This is a genomic window from Gordonia sihwensis NBRC 108236, from assembly GCF_000333035.1.
GTDB classification, from domain to species: domain Bacteria; phylum Actinomycetota; class Actinomycetes; order Mycobacteriales; family Mycobacteriaceae; genus Gordonia; species Gordonia sihwensis.
The window spans coordinates 69,099-87,878 of the sequence record NZ_BANU01000006.1; the positions used below are offsets into that span (position 1 = coordinate 69,099).

Annotated in this window: 19 protein-coding genes, 2 tRNA genes and 1 other RNA gene; 12 read left to right on the forward strand and 10 right to left on the reverse strand. The window is 69.6% G+C overall.

The genetic code is table 11. The features are described 5' to 3' along the window. Positions 1-96: 96 nt before the first annotated feature. Entirely contained in the window at positions 97-513 is a 417-nt protein-coding gene (locus GSI01S_RS04350) for a DUF3052 domain-containing protein (protein WP_006895215.1), read from the forward strand. After that, positions 513-995 carry a redoxin domain-containing protein gene (locus tag GSI01S_RS04355; protein ID WP_006895216.1) on the forward strand — a complete coding sequence of 161 codons (483 nt, stop codon included), beginning with the start codon at positions 513-515 and terminating at the stop codon, positions 993-995. The genes GSI01S_RS04350 and GSI01S_RS04355 overlap by 1 nt, the downstream gene beginning before the upstream one ends. A gap of 49 nt (positions 996-1,044) precedes the next feature. Here the strand turns inward: GSI01S_RS04355 and GSI01S_RS04360 are convergent, their stop codons facing one another. Together GSI01S_RS04360 and GSI01S_RS04365 are read right to left on the reverse strand one after the other, a co-directional pair. Then, positions 1,045-1,923 carry an SGNH/GDSL hydrolase family protein gene (locus tag GSI01S_RS04360; RefSeq protein WP_006895219.1) on the reverse strand — a complete coding sequence of 293 codons (879 nt, stop codon included), beginning with the start codon at positions 1,921-1,923 and terminating at the stop codon, positions 1,045-1,047. A gap of 121 nt (positions 1,924-2,044) precedes the next feature. After that, positions 2,045-2,857, reverse strand: a complete 813-nt coding sequence (locus GSI01S_RS04365) for a maleylpyruvate isomerase family mycothiol-dependent enzyme (RefSeq protein WP_006895221.1) — start codon at positions 2,855-2,857, stop codon at positions 2,045-2,047. A 124-nt stretch (positions 2,858-2,981) separates the two neighbouring features. On the opposite strand from GSI01S_RS04365, the gene GSI01S_RS04370 reads away from it, so the two are divergent. Beyond that, positions 2,982-3,053: transfer RNA gene (locus tag GSI01S_RS04370), tRNA-Val, on the forward strand. Between the two features lie 45 nt (positions 3,054-3,098). Here the strand turns inward: GSI01S_RS04370 and GSI01S_RS19455 are convergent. After that, positions 3,099-3,905 carry a GNAT family N-acetyltransferase gene (locus GSI01S_RS19455; RefSeq protein ID WP_006895222.1) on the reverse strand — a complete coding sequence of 269 codons (807 nt, stop codon included), beginning with the start codon at positions 3,903-3,905 and terminating at the stop codon, positions 3,099-3,101. Between the two features lie 111 nt (positions 3,906-4,016). On the opposite strand from GSI01S_RS19455, the gene GSI01S_RS04380 reads away from it, so the two are divergent. Beyond that, positions 4,017-5,138, forward strand: a complete 1,122-nt coding sequence (locus GSI01S_RS04380) for a hypothetical protein (protein ID WP_156150448.1) — start codon at positions 4,017-4,019, stop codon at positions 5,136-5,138. A gap of 11 nt (positions 5,139-5,149) precedes the next feature. Here the strand turns inward: GSI01S_RS04380 and GSI01S_RS04385 are convergent. Further along, positions 5,150-5,224, reverse strand: a tRNA-Cys gene (locus tag GSI01S_RS04385). Positions 5,225-5,281: 57 nt separating this feature from the next. After that, positions 5,282-6,112 (reverse strand): spermidine synthase, encoded by an 831-nt coding sequence (locus GSI01S_RS04390; RefSeq protein ID WP_006895228.1) that lies wholly within the window; start codon positions 6,110-6,112, stop codon positions 5,282-5,284. 35 nt (positions 6,113-6,147) lie between these two features. Here GSI01S_RS04390 and GSI01S_RS04395 point away from each other — a divergent pair, with 35 nt between their 5' ends. Continuing rightward, positions 6,148-7,065: a cobalamin biosynthesis protein gene (locus GSI01S_RS04395; RefSeq protein ID WP_006895229.1), complete on the forward strand. Its 918-nt coding sequence runs from the start codon at positions 6,148-6,150 to the stop codon at positions 7,063-7,065. Here the strand turns inward: GSI01S_RS04395 and GSI01S_RS04400 are convergent. After that, a complete protein-coding gene (locus GSI01S_RS04400) occupies positions 7,053-7,994 on the reverse strand; it encodes an SURF1 family cytochrome oxidase biogenesis protein (RefSeq protein ID WP_006895230.1) in 942 nt (313 codons plus the stop codon). The genes GSI01S_RS04395 and GSI01S_RS04400 overlap by 13 nt on opposite strands. A 34-nt stretch (positions 7,995-8,028) precedes the next feature. Next, entirely contained in the window at positions 8,029-8,517 is a 489-nt protein-coding gene (locus GSI01S_RS04405) for a low molecular weight protein-tyrosine-phosphatase (protein ID WP_006895231.1), read from the reverse strand. Positions 8,518-8,804: 287 nt separating this feature from the next. Here GSI01S_RS04405 and cobC point away from each other — a divergent pair, with 287 nt between their 5' ends. The 7 genes from cobC to GSI01S_RS04435 all read left to right on the forward strand — a co-directional run bounded on the left by cobC (position 8,805) and on the right by GSI01S_RS04435 (position 15,267). Next, a complete protein-coding gene (gene cobC / locus GSI01S_RS04410; protein ID WP_081598072.1) occupies positions 8,805-9,947 on the forward strand; it encodes an Rv2231c family histidinol phosphate aminotransferase CobC in 1,143 nt (380 codons plus the stop codon). Further along, entirely contained in the window at positions 9,944-11,089 is a 1,146-nt protein-coding gene (locus GSI01S_RS04415) for a Nif3-like dinuclear metal center hexameric protein (protein WP_006895234.1), read from the forward strand. Before cobC ends, GSI01S_RS04415 begins: the two co-directional genes overlap by 4 nt. Next, positions 11,086-11,844 (forward strand): zinc ribbon domain-containing protein, encoded by a 759-nt coding sequence (locus tag GSI01S_RS04420; RefSeq protein WP_006895235.1) that lies wholly within the window; start codon positions 11,086-11,088, stop codon positions 11,842-11,844. The genes GSI01S_RS04415 and GSI01S_RS04420 overlap by 4 nt, the downstream gene beginning before the upstream one ends. A gap of 50 nt (positions 11,845-11,894) precedes the next feature. Next, entirely contained in the window at positions 11,895-12,518 is a 624-nt protein-coding gene (locus tag GSI01S_RS04425; protein WP_045538702.1) for a histidine phosphatase family protein, read from the forward strand. 52 nt (positions 12,519-12,570) lie between these two features. Continuing rightward, an RNA gene (rnpB, locus tag GSI01S_RS19460) (RNase P RNA component class A) lies at positions 12,571-12,987 on the forward strand. 214 nt (positions 12,988-13,201) lie between these two features. Then, positions 13,202-13,792 (forward strand): LGFP repeat-containing protein, encoded by a 591-nt coding sequence (locus tag GSI01S_RS04430; RefSeq protein ID WP_006895238.1) that lies wholly within the window; start codon positions 13,202-13,204, stop codon positions 13,790-13,792. Between the two features lie 50 nt (positions 13,793-13,842). Then, positions 13,843-15,267 (forward strand): RNB domain-containing ribonuclease, encoded by a 1,425-nt coding sequence (locus GSI01S_RS04435; protein WP_039866933.1) that lies wholly within the window; start codon positions 13,843-13,845, stop codon positions 15,265-15,267. Between the two features lie 10 nt (positions 15,268-15,277). Here the strand turns inward: GSI01S_RS04435 and GSI01S_RS04440 are convergent, their stop codons facing one another. The 3 genes from GSI01S_RS04440 to panB all read right to left on the reverse strand — a co-directional run bounded on the left by GSI01S_RS04440 (position 15,278) and on the right by panB (position 18,654). Continuing rightward, positions 15,278-16,759 carry a CYTH and CHAD domain-containing protein gene (locus GSI01S_RS04440; protein ID WP_006895240.1) on the reverse strand — a complete coding sequence of 494 codons (1,482 nt, stop codon included), beginning with the start codon at positions 16,757-16,759 and terminating at the stop codon, positions 15,278-15,280. A gap of 1 nt (position 16,760) precedes the next feature. Beyond that, positions 16,761-17,720 (reverse strand): prolyl aminopeptidase, encoded by a 960-nt coding sequence (gene pip, locus GSI01S_RS04445; protein WP_006895241.1) that lies wholly within the window; start codon positions 17,718-17,720, stop codon positions 16,761-16,763. A gap of 85 nt (positions 17,721-17,805) precedes the next feature. Next, positions 17,806-18,654, reverse strand: a complete 849-nt coding sequence (gene panB, locus GSI01S_RS04450; RefSeq protein WP_006895242.1) for a 3-methyl-2-oxobutanoate hydroxymethyltransferase — start codon at positions 18,652-18,654, stop codon at positions 17,806-17,808. Between the last annotated feature and the right edge of the window lie 126 nt (positions 18,655-18,780).

The following is an 18,780-nucleotide window of genomic DNA, read 5'->3' on the forward strand; positions in this document are numbered from 1 at the left end:
GTTTGCCTTTACGCTGTCACATAAGTTGCGCCGTCGTGGCGTGGCTCGGCACGTGCGGAATGCACGGCCCGCTACATCGAATGGAGGTCGTACGCGGTGGTAACCGCCCCAGAAGGCAGGGCTGTCAAGCTCGGTTTCACCAACGGCATGGTGGTGCAGGAGATCGGGTGGGACGAGGACACCGACGATGATCTCCGAATCGAGATCGAGGACGCGATCGATGCCGAGATGCTCGACGACGATGCGGACGACGTCATGGACGCCGTGGTGCTGTGGTGGCGCGACGACGACGGAGACCTCGTCGACGCGCTGATGGACGCGATCGGTCCGCTCGCCGAAGGCGGGTTCATCTGGGTGCTGTCGCCGAAGACCGGCCGCGACGGTTACGTCGATCCCAGCGAGATCGCGGAGGCCGCGCCGACCGCCGGACTCACGCAGACCTCCGTCGTCAATCTCGGAGACTGGTCCGGCGCCCGTCTGGTCACGCCGAAGGCGCGCGCGGGTAAGCGCTGATGGCCGCTCAGTCGGTGGCCGCACCCCTCGCGACGGGGACTCTCGCCCCGGATTTCGAGTTGCGGGACCAGAACAATCAGGTCGTCAAGCTCTCCGCGCTGCGCGACCGCAATGTGCTGATCGTCTTCTTCCCGCTGGCCTTCACCGGCACGTGCGAAGGCGAACTCGGCTTTCTGCGCGACAATCTGCCGCGTTTCGACAACGACGACGTCACCGTGGTCACGGTGTCGGTGGGCCCGCCCCCGACTCACAAGGTGTGGTCGTCGGCGCAGGGTTTCCTGTTCCCGATCCTCTCGGACTTCTGGCCGCACGGTGCGGTGGCGGAGGCGTACGGCGTCTTCGACGCCGAGCGCGGCTTCGCCAATCGCGGGACGTTCGTTGTCGGGCGCGACGGTGTCGTGGCGTACTCGGCGATGGTCGGTCCGGGCGAACAGCGCGGCGACGAGACCTGGGACGCGGCGTTGGCGGCTGTCGCGCAGTAGCGCCGTTCCACCGGTCAGGCCGCGTGACGGTGTGACCGAGGCGCCGGGCTCAGCGCCGGGGGAACGAGGTGGCCAGCGCGGTCGCGAGCAGGCGGTTGCGCTGAATCATCGCGTCCGGGGTGTAGTGCACCCCGTCGACGTACCAGGACCGGTCCGTATGCGCGGCGAAGTCGTAGACCCGCAGGTTCGGGTAGCGGTGCGCAGCACGGCGGAGCGCCGCGTTGAATGCGCGCATGTGTGCGTCGGCGTACTGGGGTAGGGCTCCGTCGCCCGTGCGCACCGTGGGCCAGAGAACCGGTCGGCCGGCCAGACGGTGCATCACCAGGTCGATGCGGCGGTCGGCGCTGATATGACTGCCCTCCGCGATGCGTGCCGCGTCGTTGGCTCCGAGTGCGATGACCCAGCAGCCGTCGTGGCCGCGGCGGCGTTGATCGTCGATCGCTTCGAGTCCGCTGGGGCGGCCGCCGGCCGGTTCGACGACCGCACGGCCGTTGGCCGCGTCGAGATAGACCTTCTTCGCGCCCACGCGCCGGTACTGGGGGGTCATGCGGTCGGTGGGGCTGGGCACGCGAAGCGAGTTGTCCAGACCCACCGACGTCGAATCGCCGATCTGAATCACGGTGTTGCACATCGTCTTCTGATTCGGGCGCGGCAGGTTCTGAGTGCCGGATCCGAGCGGATGAGTCAGCACCCAGAGGTACGACGGAACGTCGAACGGTGTGTCGGAGACTCCGCGCTGCGTGCTCAGATTCTGAGTGATGATCCGGGAGACGGCGTCGAGCGTTCCGGCGACGTCGGTCTTGGCCGACGCCGCGGGCGCGACGATCGTCGTTACGGCGGCCGCCGCGATGACAGCAGCAGTGAGTCGCCGCCCGCGGCGGAAGCGCGTGCGGCGGCGGTCGTCGGTAACAGGAGTCTCAGTAGTCACAACAATTACATTGCACCGGACGTGCGACACTCGCCGCAACGCCCGAGCGTGTCGGTTGAGTCACAGTACCCGGTCGAGTCGAACGTGGTCCCGGCGTCGGCGGGCGGGGGACCGGGAGAGCTCAGATGAGGTAATGCAGGCTGCGGATGATCGCCGCGCCGAGTTCCGTATCGCCGGTGACCTCCACCTCCGCGTCGCCGGCGCTGGGCCGTCCGCCGACCGAACGGGCGAGGTCGAGCCCGTCGAGGCGGAGCGTGACGTCGGGCTCTCCGTCGACGGCCGGCACCACCGCGGCGCGGTCCTCGGTGACGACGAAGAAGGTGAACGGATACAGGCCGGTGATGTCGAAACAGACAGTGCTGCCGACCTCGGCGCGAGCCTTCTTGCCGACGACGTACGGCATCGAGCTCTCGATCTCGCGGAGCGCCCAGTGCGCCGGCTCCACGTTCTCGGGGACGCCGAGGCCGAGCGCGTCGCGGATGTCGATCTCGTGCACCCAGCAGTCGAAGTCGCGGACCCGCATGAATCGCCCGTAGGTGTCCGGACCGGCGGGCGTGGCCGTCTCGGCGTCCCACTGGCCTTCGGTCATGCCGCGCAGCGCCTTGCTGCGCTCAGCGGTCACCGTGCGGAGGTCGGTCATCAGCTCATCGCGGGACCGCGATCGGTAGTGGTCGATCCACCGCTCGTTGAGTTCGCCGATCGGGTTCTTCACGTGGGCGATCTGCGAGGTGTCGATGGACGACTCGGGCTGCCTGCCGGCCAGCATCGACTCGGTGCCCGCGATGTGTGCGACGATGTCGCGGATCTGCCACCCGGGCAGGGGTGACGCGGCGGTCCATTGCGCGTCGGACAGTGGGGAGACGAGGTCGTCGATGGCCTTCCACTGAGTCTCGAGTGCGCTGATCAGCGGTTCCTGCGGCACGATGGTCGTCACTGGGCATCCTTCCGTGGAATGGGGGCTCCGCTTCACGCTAGCCGTAGCGGTCGCGCGTATCCCGGTTTGGGTCCGACGCCGCCGAGCCGATATCTTGGTGTGGGCCGCAGCACGTCTCGGCCGGGCGCGTATAGCTCAGCGGTAGAGCTCTGGTCTTACACACCAGCGGTCAGGGGTTCGAATCCCTTTGCGCGCACAGCCCACCTGATGCTCGGTGAAGGCTCGGCATCGCACCCCGGCATCACGCCACCGAACGCCGACCGTAGCTCTGCACGCGGCAGACCTCCGAGAATCCCAGCCGTCGGTACAGGCCTTCTCCTTCGGGCGAGGCGGTGAGCACGCACGTCTTCGCGCCGCCGAGTACGGCGCGGTCGAGCGCGGCTTCGGTGAGACGCGTTCCGATCCGACGGGAGCGCCACTCCGCAGCGACGATCACGTGTTCCACAGCCGCGGACACTCCGGCGACCACCGCCGCTGAACACCCGACGACTCTTCCACTGTGGAGCGCCAGAAAATGCGTCACGATCGGTGCAGCCGAACCGCTTTCGGGCAGGCCGAATCCGGTGAACGGTGCCAGCGCCGCAGTAATACCGGGAAGGTGCTCGGAAGCGGCATCCTCGGCAGCCCAGAAGCGCGCCCAGCGATCGAGATCCCTGAGCGACCTGCAGGCTTGGATCGTCACATCGGAAGCGTCGCGGTCGGTCGGCACGTCGTCCGTCTGCAACGCCCACCGCGCGAGTGGCAGCGTCATGAGCGGCTCTTCCTCCACCGCAGCGAGGCCTGATTCGCGCATCGCTGCCTCCACGTCGGCGAAACCCTCGGTGCCCGGCCACAGCGACCAAAGCGCTGGCACGTCGCCCATCAGTTCGAGGCAGGCGGGAACATCGTCCGCGGTGAACCACAGCACCCGATTGAGCTCGGCGTGCCGGGCGCCTGTCCGTGCCCAGACGAGCGAGGGCGTCTCGCCCCACCGCTCCGCGCGGGCCAGATGTGTCCGCAGGTAGTGACCTCGTGCCGCCGCTGCCGTGGCTTCGGTTTCGTTGCACACAGTCTGTGACGCTAGCCCACCGCCGGTCCGGAATCATGACGAGGAACCGGGTCGCGGATCGGGGACGTCCGCTCGCGTTTGGCGACGATCGAGGCGGGTACCCGCGTCGGCGTGGGTGAATATGTCTCGAACGCAGCAGATGCACATGGAACCCGCGCCGACGCGGCCGAGCCGGACGATCTCCGGCTCTGGCCGCCGCCGACGGTCGGTCTGTTGGCGGACCCCGGCGCATCCCGGCAACTCGCGGAGGCGATCGGCGGCGACCTCGCTGAAGATCTCGGTGACGACCTCGGCGGGCAGTGGTCGGTGGAAGTCAGCGAGGAGTCGTTGCCGATCGCTCCGAGCGGCGCGATTCCCCTCGCCGAACGCACGCCGGACCTCTTGCGGCGCCACCGATGGCGATACGTCGTCTATCTCACGGACCTGACTCACTATCGAGGGCGGTCGGCCCTCCGCTATCTGCTCGCCGCTGGTGAACCGGCGGTCGTCGTGTTCGTCCCGACTCTCGGCTGTTCGCGACGGCGCACCAAGGTGCGCACACTCGTTCGCGAGATACTCCGAGCGGACGCAGAGACCGACACCGGCGTGGACTACCGCCCGGGCGGCCACAGCCACGTCTGGCCACCCGCATCTCAGCTACCCGACGATGGTGTACGAGGTCCGCTCGGACATGCGCGAATGCTGACCGGGATGGTGCACAGCAATCGGCCGGCCGCCATGGGGCGGGCGCTGCGCGGCTGTACGGCCGTCGGTATGGCCTCGGGGGCCTTCGGCATCTTCTTCGGGAGCGTGTGGCCGATCGCCGACTCGATGTCGTTCGCACGTCTGGCGGCGGTCAGCGTCTGCGTGATCTCTGCGCTCAGCTCGTGGCTGATCCTGCGCAACGGGCTCTGGACCCGTCGACGTCGGAACCTGGCACCGCAGAGCGGCGCGCTGGACAATGCCTCCACCGTCGTGACCGTCTCGTCGGCGGTGACACTCATGCACGTGATTCTCTTCGTCGGGCTGACCGTACTGGCGACGGCGGTCGTGGAGCCGGCGTACCTGGCGAGCCGACTGGGCCACGCCGTCTCGGTTGTCGACTACCTCGTCATCGGCTGGTTCGCGGCGTCGATGGGGACCATGGCCGGTGCACTCGGCTCCAACTTCGACAACGAAGAGGTGGTCCGAGAGGCCACCTACAGCCAGCGATGGCACCAGCGCCGTCTCATGTTCGAGGACTACAGCGGCTGAACGCGGATGAATGGAGCGGATGGCAGGATTCGAACCCGCGTGTCACGGTTTTGCAGACCGCTGCCTCGCCACTCAGCCACACCCGCAGGTCTTCGACGATGCCGGGCGAGGACGCCGTCGTCGACCGTTGTGCCCGCAGTGAATCAAACAGTGCCGGGCCGGGTAGCGGGGCCGTCGCGCAGGACGGCGCCGGAACCGAACGCCCGCGCGGCGTCGCCGGTCATCAACCGGGCCGGTTCGGGATCGGAGCGCAGCCGCCGTTCCAGTTCGGGAGAGTCGGGGACCGGGCCGTCGGACGCCACGACGACCACGTTGCCGCTGCGCCGCCCTTTGAACATCGACGGGTCGGCGATCAGGGTGATGTTCGCGAACACCTCGGCGACGGTGGCGACCTCGCTCCGGACGGACTTGAGGTCGCGACGGTCGCCGCAGTTGGCGATGTAGAGGCCTCCGGGGGCGAGCACGCGACGCACCGCCTGGGTGAACTCAGCCGTCTTCAGATGGTCGGGTGTGAGGCTCTCGGCGAAGGCGTCGCGGATCACCACGTCGCGCGTGTGTTCGCGCAGACCGGTCACCACCTCCCGCGCATCGCCCACCCGGATCCGCAGACGGGGTGCGCGTGGGAGGTCGAACCATTCGCGGGCGAGCCGGGCTAGTTCGGCGTCGATCTCGACGGCGACATGGCGTGAGGCGGGATAGGTGTGCGTCAGAGCGCGGGGCAGCGCGCATGCCGCGGCGCCGAGGTGTAAGAATCGCAGTCCCGCGGACCGGTCGGGGTAGCGGTCCTCGACGGCGGCGACCGCCTGCCGCATGTACTCGAACTCGAGCAGGTCCGGACGAGCGGGCGCGATGTGACTGCTCTGCACACCGTTGACGGTCAGCAGCCAGCCGCCCTCGCGGTCGAAGGCGAGTTCGGCGACGCCGGTGGAGATCTCGAATGAGCCCGGCTCGGGCTCGGAACGTGCGGTGGCCATCGGGGACCGATTCTAGTCGCCGATACGATCACCGGATGCGCAGGAACCGGGCGGAGGCGGCGGGACTGGCGATCGGAGCGGTCGCGGATGCGGCCTTCGGCGACCCGCGGCGAGGACACCCGGTGGCGCTGTTCGGCAGCGCCGTGGCCCGGCTGGAGCGACGGGTGTACGCCGACGCCAGACCGGCCGGCGCGGTCTTCGCCGGAGGATGGATCGCAGTCGCGGTCGCGGTCGGCGCCCTGGCGCGGCGGACGGGCCCGGCGGGCACCGCGGCGGCGACCTTCACCGCGCTCGGCGGCACGTCGTTGTGCCGGATCGGCGACGATATCGCCGGAGCCCTCGAATCCGGTGACGTCGACCGGGCGCGCCGGCTGGTATCGGGACTGGTGGGACGGGACCCCGATCTGCTCGACGAGTCCGGGATCTGCCGCGCCGCCGTCGAATCCATCGCGGAGAACACCTCCGACGCCGCGATCGCACCGCTGCTGTGGGGCGCGGTCGCCGGCGCGCCCGGGCTGCTCGGCTATCGGGCGGTCAACACCCTGGACGCGATGATCGGCTACCGCTCGGACCGGTACCGGAACTTCGGGTGGGCGGCGGCGCGGATCGACGACGCCGCGAATCTCGCGCCGGCTCGGATGACGGCGGTGGCCGCGGCGCTGGTGAGCGGCCGGCCCGTGACCGTGTGGCGTGCGGTGCGCAGAGACGCCGGAGCACACCCCAGCCCGAACGCCGGGGTGGTGGAAACCGCGTTCGCGGCGGCCCTCGGCATTGAACTCGGCGGTCGCACGGTGTACCCGCACGGGGTGGAGGACCGACCGCGGCTGGGCGACGGCCGGGCGCCGCTCGCATCCGATCTGCGCGCGGCGGTCGTGCTGTCGCGCCGGATTCAACGGCTCTCGGCCGTCGTCGCCGTGGCGGTGCGTCTGGCTGTCGGACGTCAGCTGCGGTAGCGCTGCGCGAGCTTGGCCTTCACCTCGTCGTCGGTGTCGGCGGGCGCCGCGCCGCCACCGATCTCGGCGGTTTTCTTGGCCGTCATGTCGTTGCCGGTGAAGGTTCCCGCTTCGCGCAGCTGGCTGCGGATGCGCTCGCGGTCTTTGCGCGGCGGGGGCGGCGGAGCGGCGGTGTCGTCGCCGGTCTTCTTCGCGGCGCGACGCGCCTTCACCTCGGAGTAGATGAAGTACGCGGCGCCCAACGGGGCCATGACACCGAAGGCCAGCCACTGCAGTCCGTACGAGAGGTACGGGCCCGACTCGAGTTGCGGCAGAGCGATCTCGCCGAGCGAGCCGGGCTGGTTCGGAGACAGCTGAAGATAGAGATTCTCGCTGTTCAGGCCGGTGGACTGCCCCAAGAGGCGGGTGTCGATGGTGTATGCGGTGCGCTGCCCGTTCTCGACGCGGGGTTCTTTGCCCGGGCTCGTCGACTCGGTCTTGCGCAGGCGCGCGGTGACGGTCACCTCGCCGGTCGGTGCGGGCGCGACGTCGACGCGGTTGTTGTCGCCGGGCCGCACGTAGCCGCGGTCGATGAACAGAACGCGATCACCGCCGGCCACCTGGAAGGGGGTCACGACCTCCACGGAGGGACGCTCGTCGGCACTGCGGAGGCGGATGAGGGTCTGTTCGTCGTCCAGGTACCGGCCGGTGACCTCGACCTCGCGCCACTCGGAATCCGGATTCAGCGGCCGGCCGGCCGGGGCGAGTTCGTCGATCGGGACCGGAGCGGTGGACTCGGCCGTACGGATCAGGTCGTTGCGGTGCTCGGTGTCGGAGTTCTTGCCCAGCTGCCACGGCGCGAGAACCGTGAAACAGGCGGCCGCGAATGTGACCACGAAGACGGCCAGGAGCAGCCAGCCCGGTCGCAGGAAGGTCTTGAGCACACGCACGACTCCAGGTTACTGGCTGCTGGAATCGGCTCGGTCAGTCGTCGTCGGCCAGGGTCGCGTGCACCCACGCCAGCAGCCCGGGAACGGCGGCCTCGACCTGCTCGCGAACCAAGGTGAAATCCGCCGGACTGCCATAGAACGGATCGGGGACATCAGCGCCGTCGGCGTCGGGATCGAAACTGCGCAGGAGCCGGACCCGATCCCCGAGTCGCTTGCGTTCCAACTCGGCGACGTGACCGCTGTCGGCGGCGACCAGCAGGTCGGCCGACAGGTGATCGGGCGTCAGCTGGGCGGCGACGTGCTGATCGGAGTAGCCGTGGGCGAGCAGTTCGGTCCGCGCGCGGTTGTCGGCGGGCTCGCCGATGTGCCAGCCGCCGGTTCCGGCGCTGCTCACCCGGACGCGGTCGGCCAGGCCGGCCTCCTCGATCGCCGAGGTGAAGATCGACTCCGCCATGGGCGAGCGGCAGATGTTGCCGGAACAGACGAAGCACACGTGCAGTGTGCGGGGCGAGTTGTCAGACACCGAGTTCCTCACACGATTTGGTGAACCGCGTCGCAGTCCAGTCGTTTGTTGTTCTTCCCATCACGGCTGCGTGCCCGGCGGCAGCCATCGCGGCCGTGACCTGTCCGGGGAACCGATCCTCACGCCGACCGTCCCGACTCGGGGCGTTGTCACATTCGACTGTAGTACGTCGCACACGTGACCGACGCCCTCGGACGAGGCCGGGCGTGTGGCCGCGGCAGTCCTTCGACGTGCCGGGCGCGGGGCCCGGGCCCGTGCCGTCGACCGTGCACGTAGTGTCAGAGGTCATGAAACCGGGCAACTCGCAGACGACGTCCGTCGTTGAGCAGACGCCGTCCGGATCGGCCGAGTTCTTCGATCCCGATCGGCACGGCGACGAGGACACCGCTCCGGGTGTGATCGACTTCGCCGTGAACGTGCGGCCGGGCCCGCCGGAATTCCTCGTCTCGGCGTTGCGCGATCGGATCGCCGATCTGGGCCGATATCCGAGTGCGGCGGACCTGACCGCGGCCACCAGCGCGGTGGCGCGCCTGCACGGCCGCGATCGGTCGGAGGTGCTGTTGCTGGGTGGTGCGGCCGAAGGGTTCGAACTGCTCGCCAAGCTCGCACCGAAACACGTCGCGCTGGTCCAGCCGTCGTTCACCGAGCCCGAGCGCGTGCTGCGTGCCGCCGGTGCGCGCATCAGTCAGGTGATCCTGACCGACCCCTGGTCGCTGGCGGACGTCCACGTTCCCGACGACGCAGACATGGTGGTGGTCGGCAACCCGACCAATCCGACGTCCGTGCTGCACACGCGCGCGCACATCGACTCGCTCCGGCGGCCGGGCCGGACCGTGGTGATCGACGAGGCCTTCGCCGATCTCACCCTCGACCCGGTCACCGGCGCCCACGAACCGCAGTCGCTGGCAGGAGAGCGCTCCGACGATCTGATCGTCGTCCGGTCGATCACGAAGACGTTCGCGCTCGCGGGGCTGCGCGCCGGCTACCTGCTGGCCTCGCCTGCGATCATCGCGCGGCTCTCGACGGGCCGCAGGCACTGGCCGCTGGGCACGCTCGCGCTCGTCGCGCTCGCGGTGTGCGCCGGCGACGAAGGGCAGGCGTACGCGCGGGCCCAGAGCGAGGCGGTGGCAGCGCATCGCGCGTATCTGAGCACCCGGCTCGCCGAGTGCGGGTGGCCGCCCGCGGCGGACGCGGCGGCATCCTATGTGCTGATCCGGGTGCCGAACGCGCTGCAGGTGAAGGAACGCCTGCGTCACCGCGGGATCGGCGTTCGCAGCTGCGCCAACTTCGTCGGGCTCGGACCGGACCATCTGCGCATCGCGGTCCGGAGCCCGGAACTCACCGACGTGCTCGTCGGCGCGTTGCAAGATGTGATGGCGGAGAACGCACCGCCCTTCACCCGACAGAGCCGAGAGAGTGAGGCCACATGAGTCCCCGTCTGCCGAGCCCGCGACTGGACGAGGTGATCGCGGAGCTGGAGCGCGTGTACCCGCCCCGGCTCGCCGAGAGCTGGGACGCCGTCGGCTTGGTCTGCGGCGACCCGGCCGAACCCGCGGACAGCGTGCTGGTCTGCGTCGACGTCACCGACGCCGTGGTCGACGCCGCGCTCGAAGCCGGTGCGACGCTCATCGTGGCCCACCACCCACTGCTGATGCGGGGCGTCACGTCGGTGGCCGCCGACACTCCCAAGGGCCGCATCGTGCATCGCCTCATCCGGGGCGGATGCGCGCTGTACGCCGCGCACACCAACGCGGACAAGGCACGCCGGGGCGTGTCGGATGCGCTCGCGGAGACGCTCGGTCTCCTCGACACCGTGCCGCTGGCTCCCGAGCCCGCGCCGGCATTGGACAAATGGGTGGTGATGGTCCCCGAGGGCAGCGCGGATCAGGTGAGTGAGGCGATGTTCAACGCCGGGGCGGGCGCTCTGGGCGAGTACCGCAATTGCCAATGGAGTGTGGTCGGTACCGGACAATTCCTGCCGGTGGACGGTGCCTCGCCCGCTGTGGGGGCCGTCGGAGCCCTGACCCGGGTGGATGAGGAACGGCTCGAGATGGTCGCGCCGCGGCATCTGCGCCGGTTGGTCCTCGGTGCGCTGCGCGAGGCGCACCCGTACGAGGAACCGGCCTTCGACGTGTTCGAGCAGGCCGTCACGGACGGTGACGTGGGTCTGGGCCGGGTGGGACGACTGCCCGAGCCGATGACCTTCGGCCAGTTCGTCGCCCACGCCGGACGCGTCCTGCCCGCCGCGGCGTGGCCGGTCCGCGGGGCGGGTGATCCGGCTGCGACGGTGGAGACCGTCGCGGTGTGCGGTGGTGCCGGTGACTCGCTCATCGGTGCGGCGAGCGCGGCCGGCGCCGACGTCTACCTGACCGGCGATCTGCGCCACCACGTGGTCGACGAATCGCTACGCGACCGATCGCCGGCCCTGGTCGACGCCGGCCATTGGGCCACCGAGTTCCCGTGGTGCGAGAGCGTCGCCGATATCCTGACCGAGATCGGTTGCCGGACGACCGTATTCCAAGACCCGACCGATCCCTTCACGGTGATCGCCGGCCCCAAGGAGCAGCAGTGAAGGTCCCGAACGCTCAGCAGCGCCGACTGCTCGACCTGGCCGAGATCGATGCCGATCTCGCGAAGGCTCGCCACGAACGCCGCAGCCTCCCGGAGGTCGCGGAGCTGGCCCGACTCACCGAGGAGATGGAGAAGATCCGTGAGGACCGCGCCCGTGCTCAGGTGGCGGTCGACGATCTGCAGAGCGAATACGAGCGCATCGACGCGGAACTGTCGGGCACGACGGAGCACCTGCGGCGCGACCAGGCGCAGATCGAGTCGGGTGCGCTCAACCACAAGGCACTTGCCGAACTCCAGCACGAGGTGACCGGTCTGCAGCGCAGGTCGGAGAACCTGGAGACCGAACTCCTCGAGATCATGGAGCAGCAGGAGGCGACGACGGCGGAAGCCGAGCGCACCGAGGCCGCGCTGTTGCACGCCACCGAACGCGAACTCGACCTGATCGCACGGCGCGACGCCGCGGGCGTCGCGGTCGACGAACGCATCGACGACCTCGCCGTCAAACGGACGGCCGTGGTGGAGGGCGTCGACGAGTCGCTGCTGGCGGTCTATGAGAGGCTGCGGTCGCAGGGCAAGGTCGGCGCCGGACTGCTGCGCCAGCGTCGATGCGGCGCGTGCCGGATGGAACTCGATCCGCGGACGCTGTCGAGAATCGCCGCCGCCGACGAGGACGAGGTGGTGCGCTGCGAGGAGTGCGGGGCGATCATGGTGCGGACCGAGCAGTCGGGTCTGCCGCGACCCGGATCGGCTCAGTGACCGCCGACCGCCGGACCGGACCGCGGAAGTCGCCGAACTGGCAGGGACAGATGGAGGAGCCGACCCGGATCGTCCTGCTCCGGCACGGCCAGACGGCGCTCTCGGTGGACCGTCGGTACTCCGGCCGCGGCAATCCCGAACTGACCGCCCTCGGCCGCGCACAGGCCTCCGCGGCAGGCGAGCGGATCGGCGGGGGAGGCCTCGGTCGAATCGACGCGGTGCTGTCCTCTCCGCTGGTGCGGGCGATGGATACCGCGACCGCCGCCGCGGAACGGCTGGGCGCCGAGGTGGAAGTGTGCGACGGGCTGATCGAGACGGATTTCGGTGCGTGGGAGGGACTCACCTTCGGCGAAGCCGCCCGCCGCGACCCCGAGGTGCACGGCCGGTGGCTCGCCGACGCCGACGTCGCCCCGCCCGGCGGAGAGAGCTTCGCCCAGGTGCAGGAGCGGATCGCCGCGACCCGCGAGGACATCGTCGCCCGATTCCCCGGCCGGACCGTGCTCGCCGTCTCACACGTGACGCCGATCAAATCGATGCTGCGACAGGCGCTGACGGTGGGACCGGAACTGCTCTTCCGGCTGCATCTGGACCTCGCGTCGATCTCCGTGGTCGAGTTCTTCCCCGATGGCGGATCGGTGGTCCGGCTCGTGAACGACACCGCACACCTGCAGTAGCCCGCGGCATTCGGTGTCCGACCGCCCGCCGGGCTATCCTGAATCTCGCGAACGAGTCGGCCGGGCGGCCGCGGCGAGGGAACCGCACGAGCGATCGTGCAGGCCCGAGTCGAGGAAAGTCCGGACTCCACAGAAGCAGGGTGGTTGCTAACGGCAACCCGGGGTGACCCGCGGGACAGTGCCACAGAGAACAGACCGCCCGCACGCATGGCGTGCGGGTAAGGGTGAAACGGTGCGGTAAGAGCGCACCAGCGATGCGGGTGACCGTGTCGGCTCGGTAAACCCCACCCGGAGCAAGGCCGAAGCTCGCACCGCCGGCCGGCGTGTGCGAGTGCGCGAGTGACCGAGGACTGCTCGTCCGAGCTCGCGGGTTGGCCGCTCGAGGCACCCGGCGACGGTGTGTCCAGATGGATGGTCGCCACCGGCTCTCGGGCCGGTACAGGATCCGGCTTACACGCCGGCTCGTTCGCTCTCTCCTTCGCCCGCCTGCGCGGTGCGGGCACCGCACTTTTCTCACGGTTCGGTCGAGCGCACATCACGATTCCGGCTCGCGTATCACTCATACGCGGTGATCCGGCCATCGAACACCGCGCAAGCGGACGGCGCGACATAGCATCTCGCCCACGCACCGCCGCGGAGGACGGCGGGCGGCAACACGCACCGAACGAGGCAGGGGACTGTTCATGAATGTCGATTCCAGGAAAGTGGCCGCCGTCGTCGTGGCCGTCGGGGCCATCGGGCTGCTGGGTACCGCGTGCTCGTCCGACGACGACTCGGCGTCGAACACGTCGGCGGCGATGTCGAGCCCGATGTCGAACGCGAGCGGTGCGACCGCGTCGTCCGATGCGATGGAGCCGAACGGGATGGATTCGGGGGCGTCCAAACCCACGACGATCACCACCGACACCGAGCTGACCACCGTCGGCGGTCAGCAGATCACCATCGGCGACGAGGCGATCGCGAAGTCGTACGGCGAACGCGGCGGACCCGACGGCTACCTGGGCAAGCCGCTCGGTCCCGTCGTGAAGCTCAAGTCCGGCGGTTCGTTCATCACCTTCGAACACGGCTCGCTGTACCAGAATCCGGCCACCGGCGCGGTCTACGCCGTGCACGGCGAGATCGGCGACGAGTGGGGCCGGCTGAACCACGAGAACGGCCGCTTGGGCTACCCGACCAGCGATGAGACGAAGATCGAGGGCGGTCTCGAACAGACTTACGACAACGGCACGATCAAGTTCGTCGGCGGCAAGGTGACCGTGACACCGGCCGGCTGACCCGAGGCGGGCCCGGCGTCCGCCCGCCACGGCTCCTATGCTGTTCAGATATGCAGCGGAGAATGCGGGCGCCGGCAATCGATTTCGCTCAGTTGCGCCGTGACATGGGGATCGCAGGCGAGTTCTCCGCGGAGGCTCAGCAGCAGGCGGCCGCGGCCGTGGACCGCTTCGCGGACGCGCGCGTCGATCGCACCGACCTCGAGCTGGTGACGATCGACCCACCGGGATCGATGGACCTCGATCAGGCGCTGCGGGTGATCCGGGCCGACGACGGAGGCTTCCTGGTCCACTATGCGATCGCCGACGTCGCGGCACTGGTGGAGCCCGGCAGCGCCCTCGATCTGGAGACCCGGCGGCGGGGACAGACCGTCTACTTCCCCGACGGGAGCGTTCCGCTGCATCCGCGGGCGCTCTCGGAGGGGGCCGGCTCGCTCTTGCCGGATCAACGACGACCGGCCGTTCTGTGGACGGCCGATGTGGCGGTCGACGGCCAGTGCCGGGGCGTCGAGGTCTCGCGGGCACTCGTCCGGTCCCGGGCTCGCCTCGATTACGCCGGGGTGATGGCCGACCTGTCCGCAGACCGGCTCCATCCGGCGATCGCGGCGCTGCCGGACTTCGGCCGCACGCGCCTGGCATGGTCGCTCGCCCGCGGTGCGGTGCAACTCGACCTCCCCGACCAGGAGATCGTGCCCCACACCGAACCCGGACGAGCATGGACGCTGCGGATGGCGCCGCGCACGCCGGCCGACCAATGGAATGCGCAGGTGTCGCTGTTGATCGGGATGTGTGCGGGCCGGATCCAGAATGACGCGGGGATCGGTCTGCTCAGAACCCTGCCGCCGGCCTCGACGGAGGCGGTGGAGGATCTGCGCCGGGCTGCCGCACACCTCGGGATCGAGTGGCGCGACGGACTCTCTCCGGGAGAGTTCCTCGCGACGCTCGAACCCGATGCGCCGACCACCCTCGCGCTGATGACGGTCGGGGCGCGACTGATGCGCGGCGCCGGCTACCTGTCCCTCGCCGGTGAGTCCTCGGCACTGCCCGCGGAGCGCCGCGAGCACGCCGGGGTCGGCGGACTCTACGCACACGTGACCGCACCCCTGCGTCGTCTGGGCGACCGATACGCCACCGAGGTCGCGCTGGCCGTCACGGCGGGGGCGGAGGTGCCGACGTGGGTGCGCGAAGTGCTGCCGGAACTGCCGAAGACCATGAGCGGCTCGGACTCGGTGGCCGCGACCGCCGAGCGCAAGAGTATCGACCTCACCGAGGCAGTCGTGCTGTCCGACCAGGTCGGCCGTCGGTTCGACGCCGTCGTGATGCGCGGAGCCGACGGCCGGCGGCCGCCGGAGATCTTCATCGAATCCCCGGCGATCGTCGCCCGCTGCGAGAACGCACCCGCGGCGGGGACTCCCTGCACGGTGGAGGTGGTCACGGCCGATCCGGCGGTGCCGGAGGTGTCCTTCCGCGCGGTGTGAGTCCGCGCGATCACCTCGTGCGGCGGTACTTCTTCACCGCGCGACGTCCCCGGGCTTCCTCGTGCGCGTCGAGCCGGCCCAGGACGAACAGGGCTTCGCGGCTCAGATCCGGATTCGCCGCGACCCCGGCCAGGTGCCGCCGATTGACCACCGTGTCGTGAAAGACGCCGAGGTGGTTCTGCACGCGCTTGGCCTCCTTGCCGGCCCGGTGGAAGGCGCGCTTGCCGAGCGGATCGGCCGACTCGGCGGTGTACCGGACCGCCTTGGCGCGCTTGCGGATCGTGTGCAACTGCTCCACCCACTCCGCGGACCAGGGGCTGTACTTCTTGAGCCGCTTCTCGGCCGAGACCATCCGTGAGTAGGCGCGGCCGATGGCGTCGGCGGCCACGTCGCGGGCGTCCCGGGCGGCCGCGGGGCCCGGGATGGGCGCCTCGATCAACGCGTCGAGATCGTCGAGCAGTCGGAGATAGCGGAGCGTCGTGAGTGCGAAACGCATCGACTTGAGTGCGCGCTCGTGGTGGAGCCGCTCGTCGTCGATCAGTGCCCGGACCAGATCGTCGGGCGCCTGCTCGCGGTGCAGCAACTGGGCGTTGGCGGCGAGACGGACCTCGCGATCGCGTGCGTCGCCGAGAACTTCGCCGAGCAGGCGCAATTCCTCGGCCACCGGTGCCGCGGCCTCGGGTGCGATGACGCCCGGGTACGACGCGAGAATCGACCGGATCTTTCGTGCCGCCACTCGCATCTGATGGACCGCGTCTTCGCCGTTCTCCCGCGCGATCGGGTCCCAGGCGACGAGGGCGTCGCGGTGTGCCGCGAGGTCGTACTGCACCAGGCCGAGCGCAGTCGCTTTCTTCGGGAGTGCCCGGACGAGGTCGTCGTGCGGCCGGCTGCCGATGGCCCGCGCCAGTTTGGAGACGCTCGACGCCTCACGCGCGCCCGCTGAGCGGAGGACGCCCTTGGCCCGCTTGAGCAGTTTCGCATCGCCGCCGGTGAGCTCGAACTCCCACTCGGCCCAGCGGTGTACGGAGCCGCCGGGCAGCAGGGACTCGGCCGAGACCAGATCCTCGCAGAACTCGGCGAGCGAGCGGCCGTCGGCGTCGAGGACGCGTGTGACGGTCCGGTCGGTGGTGATCGTCGCGACCGGCACCAGCGGCGCCGACCGGACGATGGTCAGCACCTGCTCGCGCAGGTGCGCTGGCACCTGGGCGTCGCCGGCCTCGTCGAAGCCGACCGCGGTCTCCTTGCGTCCGCCGGGCACGGACGACGGTCGCTTCAGATGCCAGCCCGCATCGGTGCCGCCGGTCCGGCGACGCAGGGTGATCCGGTTCCTGGCGAGCGCGGTGTCGGCGGTGTCGAAGTAGGTCGCCTCGAGCAGGTAGGTGGTGGGCTCGCCGACGGTGCCGCCGTCGACGAGACCGGTGAGGTCGGGGGCGGGGAGTCCGGCGTCGACGTCGAACTTCAGCTCGATCTCGATCGAATCGGAGGGGCTCATGTCATACGCTCCTGCTGCGGGAGAAACTGTCGGTTGCCTCGACGAGATGGTGGACGATGCCCGGCTCGAACGATGCGTGACCGGCGTCGTCGACGATCTCCAACTGCGCGGCGGGCCAGGCGCGGTGCAGATCCCAGGCGCTGCGCATCGGGCAGACCACATCGTAACGGCCCTGGACGATGACCGCCGGGATGTGCGCGATGCGGTCGATGTTCGCCAGCAGTTGTCCATCCGCGAGGAATCCGCGGTTCATGAAGTAGTGGTTCTCGATGGTGGCGAAGGCCAGGTCGAATCGATCAGTCTGATCCGAGTTATCTTGTGGCAGAAGATAACTCGTCTTGTTCTCCCACGTGCTCCATGCAGTCGCGGCCCGCTGTGCCCGTTCGCGGTCGGCGCCGGTGAGAATCCGGTGGTACGCCTCCACCAGATCGCCGCCGCGCTGATCCTCCGGGATCGGATCGAGGTAGGTCTCCCAGAGATCGGGGAAGATGTTCGCCGCGCCGCCGTTGTAGTACCAGTCGATCTCGCTGCGGCGCAGCAGGAAGATCCCGCGCAGCACCAGTTCGGTGACGCGCTCGGGATGGGCCTGGGCGTAGGCCAGGCCGAGGGTCGATCCCCACGAGCCTCCGAAGACCTGCCAGGCGTCGATACCCAGATGGACGCGCAGCGCCTCCATGTCGGCGATCAGATGGTCGGTGGTGTTGACCGAGAGGTCGCCGCCGTCGGCGATGTGCGGCCGCGACTGTCCGCAGCCGCGCTGATCGAACAGGACGATCCGGTAGCGGGCCGGATCGAAGAACCGGCGCTGTCTGGGCGCCGTTCCTCCGCCCGGCCCGCCGTGGACGAAGACGACGGGCTTGCCTTCGGGGTCACCCGAAGTCTCCCAATAGATCTCTTGTCCGTCACCGACGTTCAGATGTCCGGATTCGTAGGCCTCGATCGGTGGGTACAGGGTGCGCATACCCTCAGCCTAAGTCACGCGCCGACGGCGCTCATGCCCGTGCGAGACCGGTGATCGGCGCTGGCTGATGTGACCGCGGCTCGGATCAGTACGAGTGCTCCGGGCCGGGGAAGGCGGCGGTGGCGACCTCGGCGGCGTAGGTGCGGGCGGCCTCGCGGAGCTGGTCGCCGACCGCGGCGTAGCGCTTCACGAACTTGGCGGTCTTGCCGTGCGTGTATCCGGCCATGTCCTGCCAGACCAGCACCTGGGCGTCGGTCTCATTGCCCGCGCCGATACCGACGGTCGGGATGGTCAGCTTGCGGGTGATCTGCCCGGCGACGTCGGCCGGGACCATCTCCATGACGACCGAGAACGCGCCCGCCTCCTGCACCGCGATGGCGTCGGCGACCAACTGATCGGCGGCGTCGCCGCGCCCCTGAACGCGGAATCCGCCGAGTCCGTTGACGCTCTGCGGGGTGAACCCGACATGGCCCATGACCGGGATGCCCGCAGCCGTGAGCGCCGCGATCTGCGGTGCGACGCGCTCGCCTCCCTCGAGCTTGACCGCGTGCGCGCCGCCCTCCTTGAAGAAGCGCACGGCGGTCTCGAGCGCCTGCTGGGGACCGGCCTCGTAGGTGCCGAACGGCAGGTCTGCGACGACGAGGGCGTGCGGTGCTCCGCGGACGACCGCGCGGACCAGCGGAATCAACTCGTCGATCGAGATCGGGATGGTGGTGTCGTAGCCGTAGACGACGTTGGCGGCCGAGTCGCCGACGAGCAGGACCGGGATCTCGGCCTCGTCGAAGATGCGGGCGGTGGAGTAGTCGTACACGGTCAGCATGGGCCACTTGTGCCCCTCGGCCTTCCACTGCGCGAGATGGTGGACGCGGGTCGCGCGGCGAGGTGCCTGCGTGCCGGTGTCCGGAGTGGAGCCGTAGACGGGTGCATCCGACATGATCTGCCTCATTTCTGCCTCGAGTCCCGCTCGTGCGGGTACCCGGGTTGGTGTGGACGCCCTCGATTGTTCCACCGGGCCGAGGAGGGGAGAACCCGCGGTTCGGTGGGATTGGTCACACGGCGG

Bases quoted from the DNA above. Each gene is read 5' to 3' on its own strand.
- pip (WP_006895241.1), bottom strand. From the start codon at position 17,720: ATGCGCACCCTGTACCCACCGATCGAGGCCTACGAATCCGGACATCTG.
- GSI01S_RS04415 (WP_006895234.1), top strand. From the start codon at position 9,944: ATGAGTCCCCGTCTGCCGAGCCCGCGACTGGACGAGGTGATCGCGGAG.
- panB (WP_006895242.1), bottom strand. From the start codon at position 18,654: ATGTCGGATGCACCCGTCTACGGCTCCACTCCGGACACCGGCACGCAG.
- GSI01S_RS04390 (WP_006895228.1), bottom strand. From the start codon at position 6,112: ATGGCCACCGCACGTTCCGAGCCCGAGCCGGGCTCATTCGAGATCTCC.
- GSI01S_RS04430 (WP_006895238.1), top strand. From the start codon at position 13,202: ATGAATGTCGATTCCAGGAAAGTGGCCGCCGTCGTCGTGGCCGTCGGG.
- cobC (WP_081598072.1), top strand. From the start codon at position 8,805: ATGAAACCGGGCAACTCGCAGACGACGTCCGTCGTTGAGCAGACGCCG.
- GSI01S_RS04395 (WP_006895229.1), top strand. From the start codon at position 6,148: ATGCGCAGGAACCGGGCGGAGGCGGCGGGACTGGCGATCGGAGCGGTC.
- GSI01S_RS04425 (WP_045538702.1), top strand. From the start codon at position 11,895: ATGGAGGAGCCGACCCGGATCGTCCTGCTCCGGCACGGCCAGACGGCG.
- GSI01S_RS04440 (WP_006895240.1), bottom strand. From the start codon at position 16,759: ATGAGCCCCTCCGATTCGATCGAGATCGAGCTGAAGTTCGACGTCGAC.
- GSI01S_RS04435 (WP_039866933.1), top strand. From the start codon at position 13,843: ATGCAGCGGAGAATGCGGGCGCCGGCAATCGATTTCGCTCAGTTGCGC.
- GSI01S_RS04355 (WP_006895216.1), top strand. From the start codon at position 513: ATGGCCGCTCAGTCGGTGGCCGCACCCCTCGCGACGGGGACTCTCGCC.